21 protein-coding genes are annotated in these 23214 nt (G+C 34.9%); 7 read left to right on the top strand and 14 right to left on the bottom strand.

The genetic code is table 11. From position 1 onward, the window contains the following. The first annotated feature begins 292 nt into the window (after positions 1–292). Complete coding sequence (locus DRF65_RS04675) at positions 293–2152, top strand: CocE/NonD family hydrolase (RefSeq protein ID WP_115969246.1); 1860 nt, start codon at positions 293–295, stop codon at positions 2150–2152. A 196-nt stretch (positions 2153–2348) separates the two neighbouring features. Here the strand turns inward: DRF65_RS04675 and DRF65_RS04670 are convergent, their stop codons facing one another. From DRF65_RS04670 to speB, 4 genes are all read right to left on the bottom strand, one after another. Then, positions 2349–2960 carry an alpha-ketoglutarate-dependent dioxygenase AlkB family protein gene (locus DRF65_RS04670; protein ID WP_115969244.1) on the bottom strand — a complete coding sequence of 204 codons (612 nt, stop codon included), beginning with the start codon at positions 2958–2960 and terminating at the stop codon, positions 2349–2351. 50 nt (positions 2961–3010) lie between these two features. After that, a complete protein-coding gene (locus tag DRF65_RS04665; protein ID WP_115969242.1) occupies positions 3011–4417 on the bottom strand; it encodes a toxin-antitoxin system YwqK family antitoxin in 1407 nt (468 codons plus the stop codon). A gap of 136 nt (positions 4418–4553) precedes the next feature. Further along, positions 4554–5396 (bottom strand): bifunctional helix-turn-helix domain-containing protein/methylated-DNA--[protein]-cysteine S-methyltransferase, encoded by an 843-nt coding sequence (locus DRF65_RS04660; protein ID WP_115969240.1) that lies wholly within the window; start codon positions 5394–5396, stop codon positions 4554–4556. A gap of 69 nt (positions 5397–5465) precedes the next feature. Next, complete coding sequence (gene speB / locus DRF65_RS04655) at positions 5466–6326, bottom strand: agmatinase (protein ID WP_115969238.1); 861 nt, start codon at positions 6324–6326, stop codon at positions 5466–5468. A 366-nt stretch (positions 6327–6692) separates the two neighbouring features. Between speB and DRF65_RS04650 the strand changes: the two genes are divergently transcribed. Beyond that, the gene (locus DRF65_RS04650) at positions 6693–7352 is read left to right on the top strand and encodes an HAD family hydrolase (protein ID WP_115969236.1); all 660 of its coding nucleotides are present in this window, start codon (positions 6693–6695) and stop codon (positions 7350–7352) included. Positions 7353–7440: 88 nt separating this feature from the next. On the opposite strand, the gene DRF65_RS04645 is transcribed toward DRF65_RS04650, so the two are convergent. From DRF65_RS04645 to DRF65_RS04615, 7 genes are all read right to left on the bottom strand, one after another. Continuing rightward, positions 7441–8835, bottom strand: coding sequence for a type III PLP-dependent enzyme domain-containing protein (locus tag DRF65_RS04645; protein ID WP_103248181.1), 1395 nt, complete (start codon positions 8833–8835; stop codon positions 7441–7443). Between the two features lie 122 nt (positions 8836–8957). After that, on the bottom strand, positions 8958–9833 hold the full coding sequence (locus tag DRF65_RS04640) for a tyrosine-protein phosphatase (RefSeq protein WP_115969235.1): 876 nt from the start codon (positions 9831–9833) through the stop codon (positions 8958–8960). A gap of 315 nt (positions 9834–10148) precedes the next feature. Further along, the gene (locus DRF65_RS04635; RefSeq protein ID WP_115969233.1) at positions 10149–10772 is read right to left on the bottom strand and encodes a thiamine diphosphokinase; all 624 of its coding nucleotides are present in this window, start codon (positions 10770–10772) and stop codon (positions 10149–10151) included. A gap of 19 nt (positions 10773–10791) precedes the next feature. Next, positions 10792–11421, bottom strand: coding sequence for a tetratricopeptide repeat protein (locus DRF65_RS04630; RefSeq protein ID WP_115969231.1), 630 nt, complete (start codon positions 11419–11421; stop codon positions 10792–10794). Next, positions 11411–11980, bottom strand: a complete 570-nt coding sequence (locus DRF65_RS04625) for a cob(I)yrinic acid a,c-diamide adenosyltransferase (protein ID WP_115969229.1) — start codon at positions 11978–11980, stop codon at positions 11411–11413. Before DRF65_RS04625 ends, DRF65_RS04630 begins: the two co-directional genes overlap by 11 nt. A 192-nt stretch (positions 11981–12172) precedes the next feature. Further along, positions 12173–14587: a TonB-dependent receptor plug domain-containing protein gene (locus DRF65_RS04620; RefSeq protein ID WP_115969227.1), complete on the bottom strand. Its 2415-nt coding sequence runs from the start codon at positions 14585–14587 to the stop codon at positions 12173–12175. A gap of 331 nt (positions 14588–14918) precedes the next feature. Then, entirely contained in the window at positions 14919–15503 is a 585-nt protein-coding gene (locus DRF65_RS04615) for a hypothetical protein (RefSeq protein ID WP_123947276.1), read from the bottom strand. Positions 15504–15679: 176 nt separating this feature from the next. On the opposite strand from DRF65_RS04615, the gene DRF65_RS04610 reads away from it, so the two are divergent. Further along, positions 15680–16171, top strand: coding sequence for a DinB family protein (locus tag DRF65_RS04610; protein WP_115969224.1), 492 nt, complete (start codon positions 15680–15682; stop codon positions 16169–16171). Between the two features lie 79 nt (positions 16172–16250). Here DRF65_RS04610 and DRF65_RS04605 read toward each other — a convergent pair whose 3' ends face one another. Both DRF65_RS04605 and DRF65_RS04600 read right to left on the bottom strand, forming a co-directional pair. Further along, on the bottom strand, positions 16251–17012 hold the full coding sequence (locus tag DRF65_RS04605) for a helix-turn-helix transcriptional regulator (RefSeq protein WP_228438526.1): 762 nt from the start codon (positions 17010–17012) through the stop codon (positions 16251–16253). Positions 17013–17103: 91 nt separating this feature from the next. Further along, the gene (locus tag DRF65_RS04600) at positions 17104–17580 is read right to left on the bottom strand and encodes an MgtC/SapB family protein (RefSeq protein WP_115969220.1); all 477 of its coding nucleotides are present in this window, start codon (positions 17578–17580) and stop codon (positions 17104–17106) included. A 248-nt stretch (positions 17581–17828) separates the two neighbouring features. Between DRF65_RS04600 and DRF65_RS04595 the strand changes: the two genes are divergently transcribed. From DRF65_RS04595 to DRF65_RS28250, 4 genes are all read left to right on the top strand, one after another. Next, positions 17829–18227: an immunity 22 family protein gene (locus DRF65_RS04595; RefSeq protein WP_066692735.1), complete on the top strand. Its 399-nt coding sequence runs from the start codon at positions 17829–17831 to the stop codon at positions 18225–18227. A gap of 71 nt (positions 18228–18298) precedes the next feature. Next, positions 18299–18592: a hypothetical protein gene (locus tag DRF65_RS04590; RefSeq protein ID WP_115969219.1), complete on the top strand. Its 294-nt coding sequence runs from the start codon at positions 18299–18301 to the stop codon at positions 18590–18592. 46 nt (positions 18593–18638) lie between these two features. Beyond that, positions 18639–19388, top strand: coding sequence for a protein phosphatase 2C domain-containing protein (locus tag DRF65_RS04585; RefSeq protein ID WP_115969217.1), 750 nt, complete (start codon positions 18639–18641; stop codon positions 19386–19388). Between the two features lie 230 nt (positions 19389–19618). Beyond that, a complete protein-coding gene (locus DRF65_RS28250) occupies positions 19619–19906 on the top strand; it encodes a hypothetical protein (RefSeq protein ID WP_123947275.1) in 288 nt (95 codons plus the stop codon). 71 nt (positions 19907–19977) lie between these two features. On the opposite strand, the gene polA is transcribed toward DRF65_RS28250, so the two are convergent. Continuing rightward, positions 19978–22812, bottom strand: coding sequence for a DNA polymerase I (gene polA / locus DRF65_RS04580; protein ID WP_115969215.1), 2835 nt, complete (start codon positions 22810–22812; stop codon positions 19978–19980). Positions 22813–23214: the final 402 nt, after the last annotated feature.

The raw sequence follows: 23214 nt of genomic DNA, 5'->3' as shown, positions 1-23214 counted from the left end.
AGTGACTACTAACTGTTTGAGAAGTACACTTAAGCTTTCTGAAAATCTCCGATTTTCACCATAATTTCAATTGAAAACGTAAACATTCTCGCCCTCTGGAGGGGTGACAAAATCTACGATTTTGACGGGGCGGTTCTACCTGCATCTTACCCTTCTTCCTTCACAAAACTTCCTTTTACAAATTCCATAACCCACAGCAAAAAATCAAAACAAATTAACTTTTAAAGGAAGATTCATCTGAGAAAATACCGTGAAAGTATTTTTATTTTTAAATTAGCCACAAATTTTACTTATGAAGACCCATATTTCACTTGTATTCATTCTTCTTTTCATTCTTGGAAAGGCTCAGAATACGGAACAAAAAGACAATTTCGTTAGAGATAACTTTACCAAAAAGGAGTTTTATATTCCCATGCGTGATGGTGTAAAGCTCTTCACTGCAGTTTATATTCCTAAGGATATTTCAAACAAAAACAAATATCCGTTTCTGATGCAGAGAACCTGCTACAGCATTGCTCCTTACGGTGAAAATGAATATAAAACCAAAGTGGGTCCTAACACCTACCTGATGAAAGACAAATACATTTTTGTATATCAGGATGTCCGTGGAAGATATATGAGTGAAGGTACTTTTACCAATATGACTCCACAGGTGGAACGTAAAACGAAGAAAGATGTAGACGAAAGTACAGACACCTATGATACTATCGAATGGCTTTTGAAAAACGTTAAAGATAACAATGGTAAAGCAGGACAGTTCGGAACTTCTTATCCTGGATTTTATACCGCTGTAGGAACATTAGCACAGCATCCAGCATTGGTTGCTTCTTCTCCACAAGCTCCGATTTCTGATTTCTGGAATGATGATTTCCTTCACAACGGAAGATTTATGCTGGGATATTTCAGAACTTTCCCTGTTTTTGGAGTTCAGAAAACAAAACCGGAGCAGAAAGGATGGTACATGGACTCTTTCATCAAGCAAACTTCTGAGGATGGCCTAAAATTCTACAGAGACATGGGAACCCTTAAAGATGGCTATGAAAAATATTATAAAGATAATTTCTTCATGACAGAAATTATGAATCATACCAACTATGATGAATTCTGGCAAAAAAGAGGCCTTCTTCCTCATCTTAAGAATATCAATCATGCGGTAATGACTGTTGGTGGCTGGTTTGACTCAGAAGATCTTGCCGGACCTTTAAATATTTACAAAACAATTGAAAAGACAAGCCCTAAGGCTAAGAACACGATTGTAATGGGTCCTTTCTTTCATGGTGGATGGTCACAGGAACAAGGAAAACATTTCCACAGTGAAACTTATTTTGGAGACAGTATTGCCACCTATTACCAGAAAAATGTAGAAACAAAATTTTTCAGCCACTATCTGAAAGGAAATACCAAAGAGGATGCAGGGCTTCCGGAAGCTTTGATGTATGACACCGGAGCAAAACAATGGAAAGAATTTGCTTCTTACCCTCCCAAAAATGCTCAGAAAGTAAATTTCTACCTGTCTGATAAAACGTTGAAAAAAGCATCAGAACAAGGGTATTCAGAGTATTACAGTGATCCTAATAATCCTGTTTTAAGTTCTGATCATTTAAAAGACTTCAATGGATTTACTCCTAAAAACTATATGTCGGAAGACCAAAGATTTGCAGTTGGAAGGCCTGATGTATTGACGTTTACAACGGATGTTCTAACGGAAGATATTGCCTTTGCTGGCGAGATTATGGCAAAACTTAATATTTCTTCATCTTCTACAGACGCAGACTTTGCAGTAAAACTGATTGATGTTTATCCTGAAGATTTCAAACCCGCAGAAAAGAAAGACGGTGTAATTTATGGAAACTATCACCAGATGGTAAGAAGCGAAATTATGCCTGCGAGATTCAGAAATACTAAAGAAAAAGGAGAAGCTTTGGTTCCTGACCAAAAAACAGCAGTGAACTTCAGACTTCAGGATGTGGTTCATACCTTCAAAAAAGGCCACAAAATCCAGATTCAGATCAGCAGCACATGGTTCCCGCTTTTTGCTTTGAATCCTCAGAAATTTATGGATAATCCGAATTTTGCTTCTAAGGAAGATTACACTAAAGCATTTATTAAAGTGTATGGTGATAGCTCTATTGAAGCTGATGTATTGAAATAAATTGAAAAAGCTGTTCGGATGAACAGCTTTTTTTGTTATTTATCTCTCGCGGATTTTATTGATGCTGCAACCTTGTCAAGGCTCATTTAGATTAGTTAAATAAACTTTAAGGTATTTTTTAACCACGGATGGCACAGTTTTTCACAGATGATGGTGTTATAAATCTGCGTGATTTACGTAATCTGCGAGATTCTTTTTATTCTTCAATCGTTCTGAAAGTAAGGTTTACTCTTGGGGTTTTCACTTTCGTTGTAGGAGGAAGTCTGTGAAGCCAGTGATCCTGGGTTGTGCCTTTCATAATCAGTAAGCTTCCGTTTTCCAGGAATATTTCAACCTTTTCTTTGGTTGTTTTATGCTTAAATAAAAATTTTCTTTCGGCTCCGAAGGTCATGGAAGCAATGGCTCCATGTTTTTTCAAATCGGTTTCGCCATCACTGTGATAAGCCATTCCTTCGCTTCCGTCATGGTACAAATTGAGTAAACATGAATTATAGGTTTCACCTGAAACTTCTTCACATTTTTGTTTTAATTTTAATAATTCAGGAGTCCAGGGTTTTGCATATTTTGTTCTGTTGGAGTAGGTATATTCAAAAGCTTTTTCTCCAAACCAGGCCACTTTTCGTTTGGTGAGAATTAGTTTTCCGAAAATTACTGCCTCATCATTTTCCCATGGAATCTGGTTGAAAAGATAGTCATAATACCTATCAGACTCTTCTTTTGAGAAGACTTTCCCATAGTATAAGACGGTTCCGTTATGTGGTAAGAGACTTAAAGGATAATCTGGTGTTTCATCGAACAGGGTTAGCATAATCAGTAAAATTTATTCATTTATTATTAGAGAATAGGCAATTGATCTCCTCAAAGCGTACTGAAGTAGACGATGACAAATCCAATAATCACAGTAAACAATAGTATTTTCAGTCCCATATATACTTTTTCATCTCTTTTTGCTTTGGTAAACTCGGTATCTTGTTTTTCCTTTTCAGATTTTTTTTTACTACTTTTTTTTTCATTTAATACATCTTCATATCTTTCAGTAGAATATTTTAAAATCATGTTCTCAGTCAAAGGTGATTTAATAATTTTATTTTCAGAAGTATATTCTATAAAATCAATCTTTCCTTCCTTATCCCATCTTTTATGAACCAATGGATATTTGTCTTTATAAATATATTCATCTTTTATATATGCTTCTTTTACCAGAGAAGTAGGAATACTCCCTTCTATTTCATTTATTGAAAAGTAATACATCCACTTGTTTATTCTTTTACCCAGTGCATAATTCCCCAGAACACACAGATCTCCATTATTATACCAGTATTTATATTCCCCATCAATCACCTCATTGATATAATATGCTTCTGCTCTTTTCCTGTCATCAGGATAAAGAAAGGTAACAAAACCATTTTTGAAATGTTTTTTGAGTAAGCTTTCCGGATTATTTTGTAAATAATTTCGTTTACTATATGCATTCCAGGTATCATAATAATGATTGAACTGCCATGGATATAACATTTGAGATATAAGCTCGATATCCATTTTTATTTCTGATTCTGATTCCGGAAAAAACTCAATAATTGCAAATAAAGGCTCTATTTTCAGATTTCTATAAGCACAAAGCTTGTGGTGCCCGTCCAGAATGTATTCATGAAAATAATCATCTTCCCCGTATTTGCCCTTTAGAATAACTGCAAATGGTCTTACTCCTGATAAGATAAGATCCGTATAATATTTTACAAGATCTGTATCAATTTCCTCTTCAGATTTCCAGGCAATAAAAGGATATTCATACACATTAAAATGACAGGTATCTGCATAAACAGTATAAGATTCATAGCTGTAGATGAGGTTTTGTGATAATTTCTCATCATATTTCCTGATCTCTTCCTCTACTTCTTTTTTGTCCAGTCTTTCATGTCCAAATACGGCGGCATTGTTGTAAACAAACCATGCTTTATCCTCAGAAAAACTTAATTTATAATTCCCATTTTGCATTAAATCCAGCAGGGGCTGCAAAGTTTGAAACAGATCTTCGACTTTATCTGTATAATCTACATTAAAATCAACTTCTTTAAGAGCTTTATTAATACAATTATGATTTTCCTTGGTAATGGAAAACAGTACCATATTTTCATCTCCCGGATCATCACAGTCATCCCATAAAAAAAGAGCCGGCTCCTTTCCTATTGTCAGACATTCACTATACTGATTGATATCATATTCAAGAGCAATTAATCCCTTGCCGTCTTTAATTGTAAAATTCATGGTCTTATTAAAATTCAAAATATTTTTTTATAGAAAATACTTCAACCAAAGGTACTATAAAACATGAATTTTTCTGTTGCTTTTATCAACAAACAAAAACAAACAATAAAAATAGAGGATTATTAAAATATTGGTATCATGAATAAAGCTGCGAACTTTCCCAACCCACAATCATCTGCTTTCTATCACTTCCCCATCGGTAACCACCAAGATGTCCTGTAGACTGAATAACACGGTGACAAGGGATGAGAAATGCCACAGGATTACTGCCTATTGCTGTTCCTACAGCTCTTGATGCTTTAGGATTTCCTATTTTTTCAGCAAGATTGCCATACGTAGACAGTTTTCCCATAGGAATTGTCAATAGGCTTTCCCAAACCTTCAACTGAAAATCGGTTCCTTTTAAGTGAAGTTTGATCGTATTGAGTTTCGTCCAGTCTTTATCGAATATGGACAATGCATTTTTCTGAAGTTGATCTTGTTTTTCAAAAAAAGAAGCATTAGGAAATTTATGTTGTAAATTCCCTAATGCTGTTTCTTTATCGTTTTCAAAAGCCATATAGCAAATTCCTTTTTCTGTAGAAGCTACCAGGATATTTCCAAACGGACTTTCTGAAAAACTATAATTGATGACAAGACTTTTTCCCCCGTTTTTATATTCTGCCGGAGACATTCCTTCTATTTTTACAAACATATCGTGTAATCTGCTTGTACTGGAAAGTCCGGTTTCATAAGCGGTATCAAAAATACTTGCTTTTTCTTCCTTCAATAAATTTTTAGCATGTTCAAGACTGATGAACTGTAAAAATTTTTTCGGACTTGTTCCTGCCCAATCTGTAAAGATCTTCTGAAAATGGGCCGGACTTAAGTGAATATTCTCTGCCACTTCCTCCAAACTTGGCTGAAGCCTGAAATTGCTCTGGATATACTCTATCGCTTTAGCAATTCTGTTATAATCGATTTGATTCTGTGTGGACATTTTGTATTGTTTTTACCTCACAAATTTCCAAAGAATATACGGCAGAAAAAATCCGATTCTTGCGGAATATTAGTTATCGTTGTTATAAATATCGTTATAAGCAAGCATCTTATAATATAATTTAGCCGCAAGGAAAGCGGTTGGCTTAGCTATTGGAGAATCCATTAACTCTACAATATCAAATGCCACTACATTACATTTTTCAAATACTTTTCTTAATAATTCCAATGTTGGATACCATTGTAATCCACCCGGTTCAGGAGTTCCTGTAGATGGAGCAATAGAAGGATCAAAGGCATCAAGGTCAATCGTAATATATACGTTTCCTGAAACTTTTTCCAATACATCATTCACCCAGTTTTCGTTATTAGCAATCTCGTGAGCAAAGAATACTCTTCCTTCCGGCAAATACTGAGTTTCTTCAGCATCCATAGAACGGATTCCCACCTGAACTAAGTTATGTTTCTGGTTAGCTTCAAACACAGCACAAGCGTGATTAGAAGTAGAACCGTGGAACTCAGGACGTAAATCTGTGTGAGCATCTAATTGAAGAACGGTAAGGTTTTCAAATTTTTCTCCTACTGCACGGATAGAACCGATAGAAACAGAGTGCTCACCACCAAATAAAGTGAATACTTTCCCTTTATTATTCAAAAGCTCTTTTGTTTTCTGATAAACAGCTTCTGTCATTGCTTCAGGAGTAGAATTTTCAGAAACTTCTCCAGCCAAATATACTCCCTGAAGATAAGGCTCAGTTTGTGTTTCAATATCATAAAGCTCCATATTTTCAGAAGCGTCTAGGAATAATTCAGGGCCTTTATCAGCTCCTTTTCCCCATGTTGAAGTTCCGTCATAAGGAACAGTTACCAACATTACTTTCGAATTCTCTAACGTTCCGTTTTCTTCGGGAATTCCTGCGTATGTTCTCATGCTTTATTTTAAAATTTTAATGTTGTAATTGATCGCAAAGATACGAAGAGTTTGTGAATGATGGTTCTGGTTACATCTGAACTACGGATAATTTTTCAGTAAGGAAGATGGAGGCGGGAAGCTGGAAGTTATGAAAGTCCAAAGAAGAATCTGAACTTTATTTTAATTAACATTTTTACTCCATTATCATACCCATACTGAAACTTTGCTCATAATAACTTCCAGCCTCCAGCTTCCACCTCATTGCCCTCTATTTCTTATTTCAAACTCAGATTAGTTAAAGGCAGATGTTTTAATTTACAATCCTTCGTTTCATTAACTTTCTCTTTTCAACACAATTTCCTATTTTTGTGAAAAACTTAGAATATGTCTTTAAAAGCTGTTCTTTTCGATATGGATGGGGTAATTGTAGACACAGAACCATTGCATAGAAAAGCCTATTTCAAAACGTTTGATGAATTGGAAATTGCAGTTTCCGAAGATTTATACACTTCTTTTACCGGGGCATCAACCAAAAGAGTCTCTGAAACTCTGATTAAGGAATTTAATTTACATCAGACTTACGAATCTATTGCAGACATCAAAAGGTCTCATTTTAAAGATTATTTTTATAATGATGATGAGTTTGACCTGATTCCCGGCGTAAGAAACCTGATTCAACATTATCATGAAAACGGTATCAAGCTTATTTTAGCTTCTTCTGCTACCATGACGACTATCAATATGGTATTTGAAAAATTTGGGCTTGAGCAATATTTCAGTGGAAAGATCAGTGGTGCCGATTTAAAGGAATCCAAACCTCATCCTGAAGTTTTTCTACTAGCTGCTGAAATGGCAGGTGAACCTGTTGAAAACTGTATGGTGATTGAAGATTCTACGAATGGTATTCTTGCTGCCCACAGAGCTAAGATATTCTGTACAGCTTACAGAAGTCCACATTCAAAAAATCAGGATTATACTTTAGCTGATACGGTGGTTTCTGATTATGAAGACCTTGTACTGGATAAGATTTCAAAATATTTTTAAATAAAAAGCTCTCAGATTTTCTGAGAGCTTTTGTTTTATTCTGAGATTGCTTCGTCACTTTCGTTCCTCGCAATGACAAGTTGAGGTTTTATTTGTAACCAAGAAGTTTCAAGATATCTTCAGGTTCCTGTTTTTCACGGAAAATTTCATACTGTAACTCTCCATTTTCATCCTTCTGGATCAGGACGTGTCTTGGCTGAGGCATCAGACAATGGTGAACTCCACCATATCCTCCGATAGTTTCCTGATAAGCTCCTGTATGGAAGAATCCGATGTACAAAGGCTTTGTATCACTGAAAACAGGCAGATAAATGGCATTGGTATGCTGCTCAGAGTTATAATAATCATCTGAATCACATGTCAATCCACCCAGGAATACTCTTTCGTAACTATCTTCCCAACGGTTTAGCGGAAGCATGATAAAGTGTCTTGAAATCGCCCATGTATCCGGAAGTGTGGTCATGAAAGAAGAATCAATCATATTCCACTTTTCTCTGTCATTCTGACGTTTCTGAGAGATAATCTTGTAAAGGTTTGCCCCACTTTCTCCAACAGTAAAACTTCCGAATTCAGTATAGATGTTTGGTTCTTCCACTCCTTCTTCTTCACAGAATTTCTTGATCTGAGAAACAATTTCCTCTACCATGTATTGGTAATCGTAATCAAAATTCAAAGAAGTCTTGATTGGAAAACCACCCCCAATGTTCAGTGAATCTACTTCAGGAGCAATTTTCTTCAAACGTGCGTATACACGAAGACATTTGTACAATTCGTTCCAGTAGTAAGAAGTATCCTTGATTCCCGTATTGATAAAAAAGTGAAGCATTTTCAATCTTGCATTCGGGTGTTCAGCGATCTTCTGGCTGTAATAAGGAATGATATCTTTATATCCGATTCCTAATCTTGAGGTATAAAATTCAAACTTTGGTTCTTCTTCAGAAGCGATTCTGATCCCGATATTAAAGGTAGAATCGATACTTTCTGTAAGTTTATCCAGTTCACGGTAATTATCCAGAATCGGAGTAATGTTTCCAAAACCATTATTGATCATATCTGAAATATTTGTCAGATAATCATCTGTTTTGAATCCATTACAGATTACCTCAATGTTTTTATCTACTTTCCCTTTCTCATAAAGAGATTTTACAATATCCATGTCATAGGCAGAAGACGTTTCTATCGAAATATCATTCTTCAGAGCCTCTTCCAATACGAAATTGAAATGACTGGATTTTGTACAGTAACAGTAGGTGTAATTCTTTTTATATTCAATCTTTTCAAAAGCTTCTTTAAACCAGCTTTTGGCTTTTTGAATATTTTGAGAAATTCTCGGCAGATAGCTAATCTTTAGCGGAGTGCCAAATTGTTCAACTACGTCCATCAATGGAACGTCGTGAAACAACAAATTGTTCTCAGAAACATTAAATTCCTCCGTAGGAAAATATAATGTCTGATCAATAAGTTCCGAGTACTTTATTTTCATTTCTAAACAAGTGAATTAAGAAATGCAAAATTGCTAAAAAAGTTTGATTTTTAGGTGTTAAAATTATTATAATTTTAAATAAAACAACAATATTGTTGTTTAGAGAAACTTACCCCTGATAATCAGTGGGTAAACTTTTGAATATATCCCTCTCTTTTGATTTCAGAAATACCTAATACATGCTGAATATAAGTATCTATAGACCCATACTTTTTATCGATCTCTTCAAAAGCTGCATCAAGGTATCTTTTTTCTACCCAACTGAGCTTTTCCAAAACCTGTAAATCCATCTTCGGATACAGGAAATGTAGGTTATTGGCCAATCGTAGTCTTTTCTCTACCAGGGGCTTCCTGAAATTATTGGACAAAAGATATTCATTATAAATGGTCTCTTTATCAAACTTCAATATGGTCAGGATTAAGGCAGTAACAATTCCTGTTCTGTCTTTTCCGGCTGTACAGTGGTAAAGAATAGGTTTCTCCGATTCCAGAATCTCTGTAATAATAGTTTTTATTGTCTCAGGATTTTCGGTTACATATTCACGGTAGAAGTCAATCATTCTTTTGTCTGCATCAGAAGCATTCACTTTTCCTTTCAAAACCAATTTTCGGGCCTGTGACAACTGATCTCCTTCATCTTCAAAAGCTGAATATTTCTTATAGGTCACTCCATCCGGAAGATGATCCGGACTGTCAGAAATCTCTTTTGAATTTCTTAAATCTATAATCTCTGCAATACCCAGTTTTCCAAATTCGTCAAAAGATTTCTTATTAAGTTTATGGAGATGGGCACTTCTATAAAACATTCCTTCTTTTAGGGTTCGTCCTTCAGTATTTTTAATATTGCCTACCGCCCGGAAGTTATTAACCTTTTTGATCTTAAGGGCTTTCTCAGTTTCATTTTTGCCATATTCAGGGGTTTCAAAATGCTGTGTTTTGCATGAAAAAATGCAGCATAATGAAATGGTGATAACCGGTATTTTGATGAATGTATTCAATAGCTTTTTGTTTTATTACAAAAGATACAAAAGTTTATTTTACTAACACTTTAGTTCACTTAAGTAAGCTTAAAAAATTACATAAAAGAAGTACACTTAAGAAGAAAATCAAAGATTTTCAGAACTTAGGTGTACTTCTCAAACAGTTAGTAGTCACTTAGAAATAACTTAAGTGTTCAAAAACTTTTGTGACTTTTGTGGTTTAAGATTTTATATTAAATTTTGGTTAAAGCTAATCGATCTTATTATATTTTTATTGAACGGGCTAAAGCCAGCTTCTATTGAATTACTTGTGTAATTTTACTTAAAACTTTATCACAAATAATTTTTCCCAATAAAAATCAACAGATCTCCTTTTTCATAGGTAATGGAAACCTCATCTTCTACCGCAAAGTTTCGGGTTCCGATTGTTGAGGTAATGTTCAGACTTCCATTATCCAAAGGCCAATTTAACCCTTTTGTTATAATATTTCCAGCTGCAGGAAACGGATACAGAGAAACCATTTTATCTTTTATTCCTTTTACCGTAAAATTTTTAGGAATGAAATAATACTCTGAAAACTCATCATAAAACTTCACATCCAGTTTATCTTTAAAGGCATAAGCCACCGTAAGATTTCCTAAAAAATGATCCTGCTCGCCCCCGCTTCCACCAAAAACATCTACATTTTTTCCTCCTTTTTCAATAATGATATCCAGTCCTTTATAAAAATCTGTATGATTCTGATCGGGTGTATGGATAAATTTTTCCTGATAAATATTTTCATCAGATCCGGAATGGGAATCAAAATCACCGGAAATAAAATCCAGTTGAGCCAAAGGAAAGCCTATTCTTTTGAGATAATGAAAAGCGCCGTCTGTACAGGCAATCAGATCATAATGATCCGGATTTGGAAAAGATTTTGGAGCTTCTCCATTGATGAAAAGTAACACCTTCATAGTCATTCAAGTTTTTCCTTTATTTATTTTTAGCACTTTGAGTTGTTGCAATAACCCATTTTTCTACATTTTTACCCGGCCTATTTTCTTCTATCGTTTTTATAAAGCCAGTAATTTTATTTTTCACTTCAGTATCTGTTTCTATATCAACATATTTCTTATAAGTTTCCAACATTCTGCTTACTTCATCATATGACAGTCCATCCGTGTATAATAAATTCTGGTAGGATTTCCCTATATAAAAGTTAACAGCAAAATACTGATTTGAACTCTCGTCAATTAGTTTATAAAACCGTTCAAAATATGAAACAGCCTGCCTAAAATCAGGCTTATTTCTTTGAAAATTGTTCAAGCCTCCATACCAAAGTGCAGCTGGAAATAATGAGTTTTCTTTTAAAATTTCAATAATATTTTTTTCTGCCTCATCATTTTTATTTTGATTGATTAAAGTTAGTACCAATTGTGATTTAAAATCTAAATTATTGGGTTCTTCTTTTAATGCTCTGCGAAATAAATTTTCTGCCTCAGAAAACTTATTTTCTGATAAAAGATTATTTCCATTTTCAAAATCATTTAAACTATTTTGAGCTAAAAATAAATTGGAAGATAAAACTAATAATAAAAAGAACCTTCTCATTCTACCTTTCATTCGGGTTCCAGTATTCTTCAGGTTCGTTGTTTAGTTTTGATATATATCTTGCCAACACGAAAAGATAATCTGAAAGTCTGTTTAAATATTTAATTAATTCCGGACGTACTTCTTCAGCCTCATTTAAGAACACCAATGAACGTTCTGCTCTTCTACAGATAGTTCTTGCCGCGTGCAAAAATGTTGCAGGCTTACCTCCACCTGGAAGGATAAAATACTGAAGTGGTTCCAGCTTTTCGTCAAAAATATCCATCCACTGCTCCAGTTCTTCAATTTCTGTTTCTGAAATAATGATCGGAAGACGGGATTTTCCGTTGGCCAGCATCAGTTTGTCTACTGGTGTAGCTGCTTCTGAACCTACTGTGAATAAATCAAACTGAATTTTTTTCAGCTGTCTCAAAACTTCTTCATCTTCAATATGGCTTTTAGCTATTCCGATGAATGAATTCAGTTCATCTATATTTCCATAGCTGTCCACTCTGGCACTGGCCTTAGAAACTCTTGTTCCACCATATAGTGCCGTTTGGCCTTTATCTCCTGTTTTTGTATAAATTTTCATAGTACTAAAATACCTTTTTTTGAACAATGTAAAAAGTAAAATGTAACAATAGCTTCCTATTCTATCTGAAAATAATAAACTGACATTAGGATTAATGTCAGTTTATATTTGCCCTATGGGTTTTATATCTTTTGAGGCTGCTTCACCTTTGTTAGGCATGATAACACAAATATCGATTCCTTTATTTATAGATTAAAAAGTATAATTAACATTTAGCTGAAAAGTGGTTCCATTAAATCCAAACTGATTCACTTCCCAAGGATATTTGAACCTTCCTCCAAGATCTGTTACTACATCTCCTTTGCTATCTATAACATCCGGATAAATATTTAATAAATTATTTACGACTCCGGAAACTTTAAGGTCTTTCGTGATTTTATATGTTAAAACGATGTCTGTAATTACCTTACCAGAAAATGTCTGATCTTTGGCAGGATCAGTTGCGTGCTGCCATGCAACAGAACCAAAGTAAGTATTATTTAAGTTAAAATTAAACTTTGAAATTTCATACGAAAGGCTGAGAATAGTTTTTGTTTTTGGCCTTGCAGAGGTAATTCTGGATTGTTCTTTTCTATCAAAAAAGTTTTCTGAGTAATCATTTTCAGCCAAAATAGGCGGAACGGCAATATTATCTACTATTTTAGTTTCATTATAATTGAAAGCTGCAATAATTCCCAATCTTCCTTTGCCTACAGCGGAATTATAATTAGCTACGAAATCGACCCCTTCAGTAACTGTATTTACCGCATTGGTAAAAAACTTCAAGGAGGTTATTTTATTATTGTTTAATATTACTTCCACAGGGTTTGCTACATCCGGACTACCTGGAGCACCGGTTTTGTACCCAATATCTCCTGAGAAAAGTACTCGGTCTTTAATTTTTATTCTATAATAATCTGCAGTAATAGTCAGGTTTTTAAAAGGTTTTATGGCAAATCCCCCAGTAATGTTAAAGGCTTTTTCAGCATTTAATTTTGGTACACCAAGATCAGATCTTACAATTTGAGAGTCATTATTAAAAGTCCCCTGATTAGCTACAGTATTCCCTGTAATTTTGGTTTGAACATTGGAATAATAAATTTGATGTAATGAAGGAGCTCGAAAGCCTGTAGAAACAGATCCTCGGAAAACCAGTTTATCATCTAACAATTTATATCTTGCATTTCCTTTCCAGGAAACATTATTTCCAAAATCACTGAAATTTTCATATCTCACAGTTCCTCCAAGTAACAGGTTTTTCGTAACATCCCATTCAGCATTTATGTAAGCTCCAATATTCTGACGATTTTCATTGACTTCGTTTTGAGGCTGCAGCCCGGGAAATGATTCTGCACCACTTCCTATATAAGATGCTTCTTCTCCTGCCGTTGCCTGATAATTTTCATTACGCACTTCCACTCCAGCTCCTAAAACAACCGCACCAAAGTCCCGGTTGATATCTATATTTCCTATAATATTACTAAACTGATGACCACCCGCTTTAAAACGGGTTGGTGAATTTGCACCCAAAGATGTATTTATGGTGTTTACAACATAATTTACAGCATTAGAGCCAAAGGTTGCACTCCCATCAAAACTCCATTTTCCAAACATACCTTTCCATCCGGAGGTTAAATTATAATCATAAACATCTGTTTTAAATTCAGGCTGAAATCCATTGTAAGGTTGTCCTTTTGGTGTTAATAAACCAAAATCTGAAGCTACCCAATAAGGTGTTCTATACAAAGCATAACTGGTCCCATTCCTGTAAGTTGTACCCCCAAAAGCATAAAATTTACCTGTCTCGCTTGTTGGCAATTCAAAATTCACAAACATATTAGCCACTTTTGTCTCCGGCTGTCCTATAATCATTCCTAAACCGGGATTTGCTTGCGTCCAGGCATTATCCACCCCAAAAAGTTCATCTTTTGTAACAGAACCTGCGCGGTTCGTTTTATTTTGGGAAGAATATCCTAATGTAAGATTCAAACTTCCATTTTTGGCAACTCTGATTCCTGTATTAAAATCTGCTCCGATATTAAAGCCGTCTCCTTTTGAAGTAATCCCTGAAAAAAGATTGACTGCACTTTTTCCAACGCTGTTCTTAAGAATAATATTGATCACTCCTGCAATAGCATCAGAACCGTATTGTGCGGAGGCACCATCTCTCAATACCTCTACATTCTGTAAGGCGGCAGAGGGAATACTTTTCAGATCCGTACCTACCTCACCTTTTCCGGGGGTGTCATTTACATAAATTAAAGCACTTTGATTTTTTCTTTTATTGTTAACCAAAACTAATGTTCTGGATGGGCCTAATCCTCTTAAATCTGCCGGATCAAAATGAGCCGTTGCATCAGAAACAGTTTGCTGTGATGAATTAAAAGAGGGTACAGCGTACGTCAAAGCTTTATCAAAAGTAATTTGTCCTGTGGATTTTAACTGTACTGCCGAAATATTATCAATAGGAATTGCTGAGGTAATTATGGTTCTGGGCTTAGTTCTCCCTGTGGTCACCACAACTTCATCTATATTATTTTCTTTTACAGTTTCCTGAGCATATGCCATAGTACCAGCTCCGCTTAATAGTAATGCATAGATTTTTTTATTAAAGATTTTCTTTTTCATGTCAAGTATTAATAATTGAATAAATTTATAAAAATATTAAATACTAAACATAAAAATATAGCATAAAATAAAGATACCATTCAAAACATAACAAATCTTTATTAATATGCGAAAATACAATGATTAATTTACAAAATACAAAATGGTCTATTAATGCTCTAAAAAAGAAATACAACAATCATCTTATATTTTACACGAAAAACAATTAACTAAAATTACAAAATAACGTGATTTTATTCTTTTTGATAAATAGTTTAAATAGATTGAAATCGCATAAACTACGGGCTTACAAAAACTATAAAAATGGCCGACAAAAGCCGGCCAATCCAAATTATTTATTTACCTCTACGTATTGTATGATGGTCTGGTTTTTGGGGTTATAGATTAGAGTACTACTGTTGGGAAATCTTTTCAGCTTATAATACTGAATACTTTTATCAGTTTTAATATCTTCTAAAAAGCTTGTATCAAAAGTATTATCAGGAAGAAATTTTGAGAGAAGGCTTATTTTACTGATAATGCTTTGCCCATCAATCTTTTTAGCCGTTTTATCTGATTTTCCTTCATTAGAAGTGGGTTGTTTTTCTAAAAAAGGCAACAATACATCAATGTTTGCTTTGTATTTAAAAATATAGCCTTCGGTTCCCGTAGGAAGCTTTATTTTTTTTCCTTTTTCTTCTGAAATCATATTACCTCCTGCGTTAGGGAAAACTGTATTGAACTTTGCATCCTCGGAATTAGTAAATGAATTAATAGATTCGTTTACTGTTTTTTTAACAGTCTCTTCTACTGCTTCCTGGGCTTTCTGCTGTACCTTTTCCTTGGTTTCCTGGACCGTCTGATCTATTTTTTCTTCAATTTTATTACATGATACTAATAAAAAAGTGGTCATAACAGGCAAAATATACTTCTTCATAATTCTAAATAATCATTTTCTTTTTATTAATATACTTCTCTTAAACGGAAAAGTAGTCTTCAATATTTTAGCAAAGAAATAAAATATTCTTTCAGTATCAAAAATTCTACTGACAAACTGTTGTCATCACCCACTCATACCTTTGTATCAACAATAACAAACAAAAACGATACATTATGACAACTACAGCAACAGCAACTAAGCAATTCATGACTACTGAGCAGTTATTAAAGGACTGGCAAGGACACAGAAACCTTACAAGAAGAGTGATTGAGGCTTTTCCTGAAAAAGAATTATTTGAATTTTCAATTGGAGGAATGAGACCATTCGCTAAAATGGCAGTAGAGCTAATTTCTATTGGAGGTACAGCTTTGAAAGGAATTATTGAGAACAATGTGGAAGCTTATAGTGAAGAAGCTTTTAATCCAAAAACTAAAGAAGAAATTTTGAAAAAATGGGATGAAGAAACTGATGTGATCAACCACTATTTCAGACAAATTACTGAAGAACGTTTCCAGGAGACTTTTAATCTATTTGGACAGTATGAGTTCCCGATATATGAGAATATTCTTTATTTTGTAGATAATGAAATTCATCACCGTGCACAGGGATATGTTTATCTGAGAGCTTTAGGAGTTGAACCCCCTTTCTTCTGGGAGAGATTTTAATACAAAAACAGATTTATAAACCATTTCATCTACTTGCCAATAAAAGTCAATCTACCTCAGCTGTTTTCGGCTGAGGTTTTTATTGATGCCTTTCCATCATTTTGACAAGCAATTCTCTCATCCTTACCTGAAGGCTTTCCGGTTCAAGGACAGTAGCATAGTCTGCAAAAGTAATGACCCAACGGGGAAATCCATCATTGATCCATTCTGTTTCAAAAGTAAGTTCCATCCCTTGATCGGTTTCTACTTCTTCAACCAACCCATAATATTTTTTAGAATTGACTAAATGAGCCATTATTTTTTTATCTATCAAAAGTTTCGCTTTCACTTTATTTCCGTGTGACTTTCTGTAGTCATTGATTTGCCCATATTCCTGTAAAAAAGGAATCTGTGTTTTAGAAATCTTTAGAATTCTGTCTATTCTAAACTGCCTGAAGTCTTTTCTCAGTGTACAGTAAGCCATGATATACCAAAAATTGAATTCAAAGAAAATTCCGACTGCTTCAATGGTCCTGTTGGTTACTTTTAAATCTACTGTCTGATATTCAATATTCAGCTGTGTTTTCTCAGCAATACTTTCCAGAATAATAGGAATTACATTCTTCAGAGAGTCTTCCTCTTTCTGTTGCGTATGAAAATTAAAAACATCAATCTGTTTTTCAATATTCTGAATTAAATTCTTATCTGAATGCCTCAACACGGAACGTACCTTTTCCATAGCGGTCTGATAATGATTTCCCAAACTCTGATGGGAAAATTTCTGCATAAGCTTTTCGGCGGTAATGAAGCTCAAAACCTCTTCTTTGGTAAACATCACTGGTGGAAGTTTATAGCCATCCATCAGGGAATATCCGTTTCCTGCTTCTCCAACAATTGGAATTCCTGCATTCTCAAGGGTTTTTACATCCCGATAAATAGTTCTTATGCTGACATCAAATTTCTGCTGAATTCGTTACTCCTACTTTATACTCCCTGATCTTGTTGTAATTATCTATAAAACTCTGCAGATAAGTTAATGCACTCAAAATAATAAGCACCAAAGCTGTTCCCAGAAGGGAAAAATAGACATATCCTGAACCCACAGCCATCCCTATGGAAGCTGTTGCCCAAATGGTAGTGGCTGTTGTAATTCCTTCAATTTTATTCTCACCTTTAAATATGACGCCTGCCCCTAAAAATCCGATTCCGGTAATTATATTTGCGGCCAGACGATCAGGATTTGCAACACCTATTTTAATCGAGAGGATGGTAAATAAACAGGCTCCAAAGCAAACGAGGATAAAAGTACGCAGCCCGGCAGATTTATTGCGATACTCACGTTCTGCGCCAATCAGTAATCCCAGAATCACTGAAATAAAGATCAATAACAACTCATTCGTAACGACATAATGGTCCTGTAGAAATTCCATTTTCAAAATTTAACAATAGAATAAATTTACAATAAAAATTTTTACGGAACTATTTTTGATGTTGGGACTTTGTGTAGTATGCTTCAAAAAACGGAATGTAACGGAAAACTTTTGTAATATTACAGTTCAAATTGAAAAAATAAGTCTCAACCCTGTTTTTTCACTCAAAAAAGAGAGTTCGAAAGTTTCGACAACCTGGAAAATACATTCTAAACAATTATAATAAACAATACAACAAACAATACATTATGGACAAAGAAATTTCTCACTTCTGGCTGGGGTATTTTAAAAATGAAGAAGAATTTTATGCTTTTGTGGAAGAGGATGAAAATTATTATCTGGAAGAGGAAAATGATGATCAGTATGTTTCAAAATTTGCAGAGTCCCAGAACATCAAATGGTTCGATGACGACTTTATAGAATATGGTTTTGAAGATGAAAGACTGGGATTGGTTGAAAAGTTCTCAGAATATTCATATGCAGACCAATGGCTTCCGGTTCTGGAGCAAAAGCTTAATGACCTAAGCCTGGATACTCCTGTAAATGCCATTGTTTTTGCCAGCAGATTTGTTATTCCTAATCCTGTTTCTGTGGATGGAGAAGAAAACAAACTGTATTATATTGGCGAAATTGAATTTGACGTTTAAATAATACTATAGAAATTTAGAATACCTGGCTGTATTTTTTTCTTATAGTCAGGTTTTTCTCTCAACACATCATGGCTATCGCAAAAAAGGGACTTAGAAAGATCATCGTCATTGACGAAGTATTTTATTGGAAAATAAGAAAGAAGATCTCACACAATGAAAGACATGATGTTGAATATGAAATCTCTGTTCAGCATGAGAGCGAAGGTCAAATTCTATTAATAAATGTGGGGTTCTGTAGGTCTGAACCTTATGGAAGAGAATCTATGGAAATCACACCTAGTCTCATCGAATCTAACATTACTGAGGCCATTGAACTTGGCTGGGAATATAATAAACAGGGAAAAGCCATTACATTGATGTAAGGGAAATTGTTTTTTTTGTGAAATAACAATACCTTTCAACGAATTCATGAATATATATTCCTCTTTACAAATCAGTGATTATCATACCAATCATTGCGAAGATCATCTTCTGATCAAAAAAATAAACTCTAATAAAATTATATGTGCAGTAATGGACGGATGTTCTACTGCTATGGAAAGTCATTTTGCCTCTACCTTAGCTGGTAAAATACTTCGTAAGATCATCATCGAAACAGGATATAGAGAGTTGTATGAAAAAAATATTCAATCTGGTATTGATGAACAACTTAAGGAAATCATAAAAAGACTGTTCGATGAAATTACATTTCTAAAAAAGCATCTGATGCTGGATGAGAAGGAGCTATTAACAACTCTTATCATTTTACTTTATGATGCTACAGACAACAAAGGGATTATTTTATCTATTGGTGATGGAGTTATTTGCATCAATGGACAAATAACCGAATTTGATCGTGATAATACACCTGATTATTTCGCTTATCACCTTAATGCAAATTTTGAGAATTGGTACACCAACCAGATTCAAAAGATATTTTTTGAAAAATTGGAGGATATTTCTATTGCTACTGATGGAATTCTTAGTTTTTCAAAGATCAAAAAAGCTGATTCTGAAAGTGTAAACTGTATTGAATATCTGATGATAGATCAATCAAATAGTGATACTGACGAAATGCTCAACAAAAAGATTAAAGCACTTGAACATCGCTATGGAATGAAGCCAACAGATGATTTAGCTATAGTAAGATTAATAAAAGATAATTCTTCTCAATTGTAAAACCGGGTTTCTTTAATTATTTTGGAGTACGGGTTTCCGTAAAGGAGTTATAAAAATACGTGATAGATTTGAAAACATAAAATAACATCATGAAACGTATTTTTAATTTATTCTTCTTTTTGATAATTTGTGTAACCACAGTATCATGTTCTACTAACTACTACACTGTTTTATTGACTGAAGATGCTACAATTTATGGTTCTTCGGATTCCACTAATATTCTAACTATAGTGCCTAAAAACACTGAAGTATTCTTATCAACTCAGCTCAATAAAAAGAATTACAAGAAAATAAAATGGAACAATTACTCTGGATGGGCATATAATCCTGTTTATACTTCATACAGCAATTATACTCCTTATACTCCAGTAAAAACTCCTACGACCACATCAACATACAATTATAGTTCTAGTAGCACAAGTTCATCAGGTAGTAGTGTAAGTGTGAAGGGATATCACAGAAAAGACGGAACGTATGTCAGACCGCATACCCGAAGTGCATCATCAAGAAGGAGATAGATATATAAAAATAAAAAACTTCCGCCCGTAAGCAGAAGTTTTTATGTTTATTATTAAGTAATTTCAGATTCTTAATGAGCTTCCAGCCAATTATCTCCTACTCCAATTTCTACCAATAGCGGAACCTGTGTTTTTAAAGCATTTTCCATTTCAGTTCTGATCAGTTTTGAAGCGGCTTCAATTTCATCTGCCGGAGCTTCAAATACCAATTCGTCATGTACCTGAAGCAGCATTTTTGTTTTTAGCTGCTGTTCTTCCAGCTCACGGTCTATTTTGATCATAGCCAACTTTACAACATCAGCTGCACTTCCCTGTACCGGAGCATTCACTGCATTTCTTTCTGCGTGACCTCTTACTACAAAATTATTGGAATTGATGTCTTTTAAATGACGCTTTCTTCCCAGAATGGTTTCAACATATCCCATCTGACGGGCTTTATTTACCTGTTCTGCCATATACTCCTTCAATTTCGGATAGGTCTCAAAATAAGCTTCAATCATCTGCTTGGCTTCTGTACGGGATAATCCGGTTTGTTCTGCCAGTGCAAAAGCTCCCTGCCCATAAATGATTCCGAAGTTTACCGTCTTGGCTTGGCTTCTTTGCGTCTTTGAAACCTCTTCCAAAGGAATTTTAAAAAGTTTAGCAGCTGTAGAGGCGTGAATATCTTCTCCGTCCTGGAATGCTTTAATCATATTGTCTTCTCCTGAAATTTCAGCGATAAGACGAAGTTCAATTTGTGAGTAATCGGCAGAGATGATCTTCTTTCCTTCTCCTGCAACAAAGGCTCCACGGATCTGCTGTCCTCTCAAGGTTCTGATCGGAATATTCTGAAGATTCGGATTTACACTTGCCAGACGGCCTGTTGCTGCGGTAGTCTGAGAGAAATTGGTGTGTACTCTGTTATCTAGTTTATCAATCTGAGATGGCAATGCATCTACATAGGTTGATTTTAATTTCTGATAGGTTCTGTATTCAAGGATATGCTTGATGATCTCATGCTTTGAAGCCAGTTTTTGAAGTACATCTTCTGAAGTGGCGTACTGTCCAGTTTTTGTCTTTTTAGCTTTTGGATCAAGCTGCATTTTTTCAAACAGGATTTCTCCAAGCTGCTTTGGTGAATTCATGTTGAATTCTTCTTCTGAAAGTTCAAAAATCGTTTTTTCTAAATTTCTCAGGTCATTTTCAAGATCAATACTTTCCTGTGCCAGCCATTTTTCATCTAAAGAAATTCCTGCAAGTTCCATTTTCGCTAAAACTTCCATCAAAGGCATTTCAATATTGAAGAAAAGGTCTTCAAGGTTTTCTTTTTTCAGTTGTGGAGCAAACAATTCATACAGCTGGAAGGTTACGTCAGCATCTTCCGCAGCATAATCTGTCTGTGTTCTAAGGTCAGCATCCCTGAATGTTCCTTGCTTTTTCCCTTTTTTCCCGATAATGGTTTCAATGGAGACTGGTTTATAGTTCAGATATACTTCAGAAAGATAATCCATACCGTGTCTTCCGTCAGGATTCAACAGGTAATGAGCAATCATGGTATCAAACATCGCTCCTTTCACGGTGATGTCATACTGTTTTAATATTTTATAATCGAATTTTAAATTATGAGCGATTTTCAGTAAATCTTCTTTCTCAAAAAACGGTCTGAAGATTTCCAGGGTTTGTAATACTTCTTCTCTGTTTTCGGATAAAGGAATATAATAGGCCAGTCCTTTTTTATAGGAAAAACTCATTCCTACCAGTTCTGCTTCCAGCTCATTCAGAGATGTGGTTTCTGTATCAAAGCAAACCGTTCTCTGTTTCAAAAGATTGTCTACCAGTTTTTTCTGAGCTTTTGGATTATCAACAAACTGATAAAGATGATCGTTATGCTCAATAGAGGATTTTGTAGAAGTCGCCTGATCCAGCTCTTCAAAATTGGCAAAAAGGTCAAGCTGCATTACCTGTCCTTTGACTTCTGTTCCTGCCGGAGTCTGCTTTACTTCCGCTTCACTTACTACAACTGTTTCTGTAGCTGCCGGAGCAAAAGCTCTGTATAGGTTTTCATATAGTCTTCGGAACTCAATTTCTTCAAAGACTTCTTTTACTTTTTCAAAATCGGGAGTTTCCAGATCATATTGTTCCTGATGGAATTCTACAGGAACATCACAGATAATGGTTGCCAGTTTTTTAGATAAAATTCCACGTTCTGCAGAGGCTTCCACTTTTTCCTTCAGTTTCCCTTTCAGCTTATCGGTATTGGCCAATAGATTTTCAATGCTACCAAATTCTTTAAGGAACTTCATTGCCGTTTTCTCCCCAACTCCTTCCAGTCCCGGGATATTATCTACCGCATCCCCCATCATCGCCAGATAATCAATCACCTGTTTTGGGTCTTCGATCTCATATTTGGCTTTCACTTCGTCTACGCCCAGAATTTCTATATCACCGCCTTTTAGTCCTGGCTTATAAATTTTGATTTTATCGGTAACCAGCTGTGCAAAGTCTTTATCCGGTGTTACCATGAAAGTGGTATATCCTTCTTTTTCCGCTTTGCAGGCAATGGTACCTATTACATCATCTGCTTCATACCCTTCGACACCCAGAATCGGAATGTGCATTCCCTCGAGAATCCTGTGAATATATGGAACAGCAATTTTAATAGCTTCCGGAGTTTCACTTCTGTTAGCTTTATAATCAGCAAAATCTTCAGTTCTTACGCTTGCTCTTCCTACATCAAAAACCACCGCTAAATGAGAGGGTCTTTCTCTTCTGATCAATTCGATTAAAGAGTTGGTAAATCCAAAGATGGCAGAGGTATCCAAACCAGTACTGGTTAATCTCGGATTCCTGATCAGTGCGTAATATCCTCTGAAAATCATCGCATAAGCATCGATGAGAAACAGCCTTTTATCTTGTGTTGCGTCCATAGTATCTATAATGAACAAATATAAGAAAATACGAGGATAAGTTGCTAGTTTTGGGATGGGATTCGGGATGCGGAAGACCTGATTCGTGATGGAAAAAGATTGATCAATTAGCTTTGCTTGTCTAATCTGATAGTCAGTGCCAATTTGTTATCGACTTGTTTGACAACTGTAGAAGTGTTGATGTTTATTTGAACCACCCCGTCAAATCTTCAATTTGACCCCCCTCCAGAGGCTCATCTTGTAGTGGTTTTATAATTCTGCACCTTTTTTCAGGTAATAAAAACGCTGCATTGTTTGTGCTAGTTTTTTAATCCCTGGAAAAGGGTAATTTTTTGTTGGACTAAAAGCAGCCAGTGATTTGCTTAGCTCTATGACAAAATCCTTGATTATTACAATCTTTTT

Origin of the sequence: Chryseobacterium pennae (assembly GCF_003385515.1) — a bacterium.
Classification (GTDB): Bacteria; Bacteroidota; Bacteroidia; order Flavobacteriales; family Weeksellaceae; genus Chryseobacterium; species Chryseobacterium pennae.
This window is presented reverse-complemented; position numbering and strand designations above follow the sequence as displayed.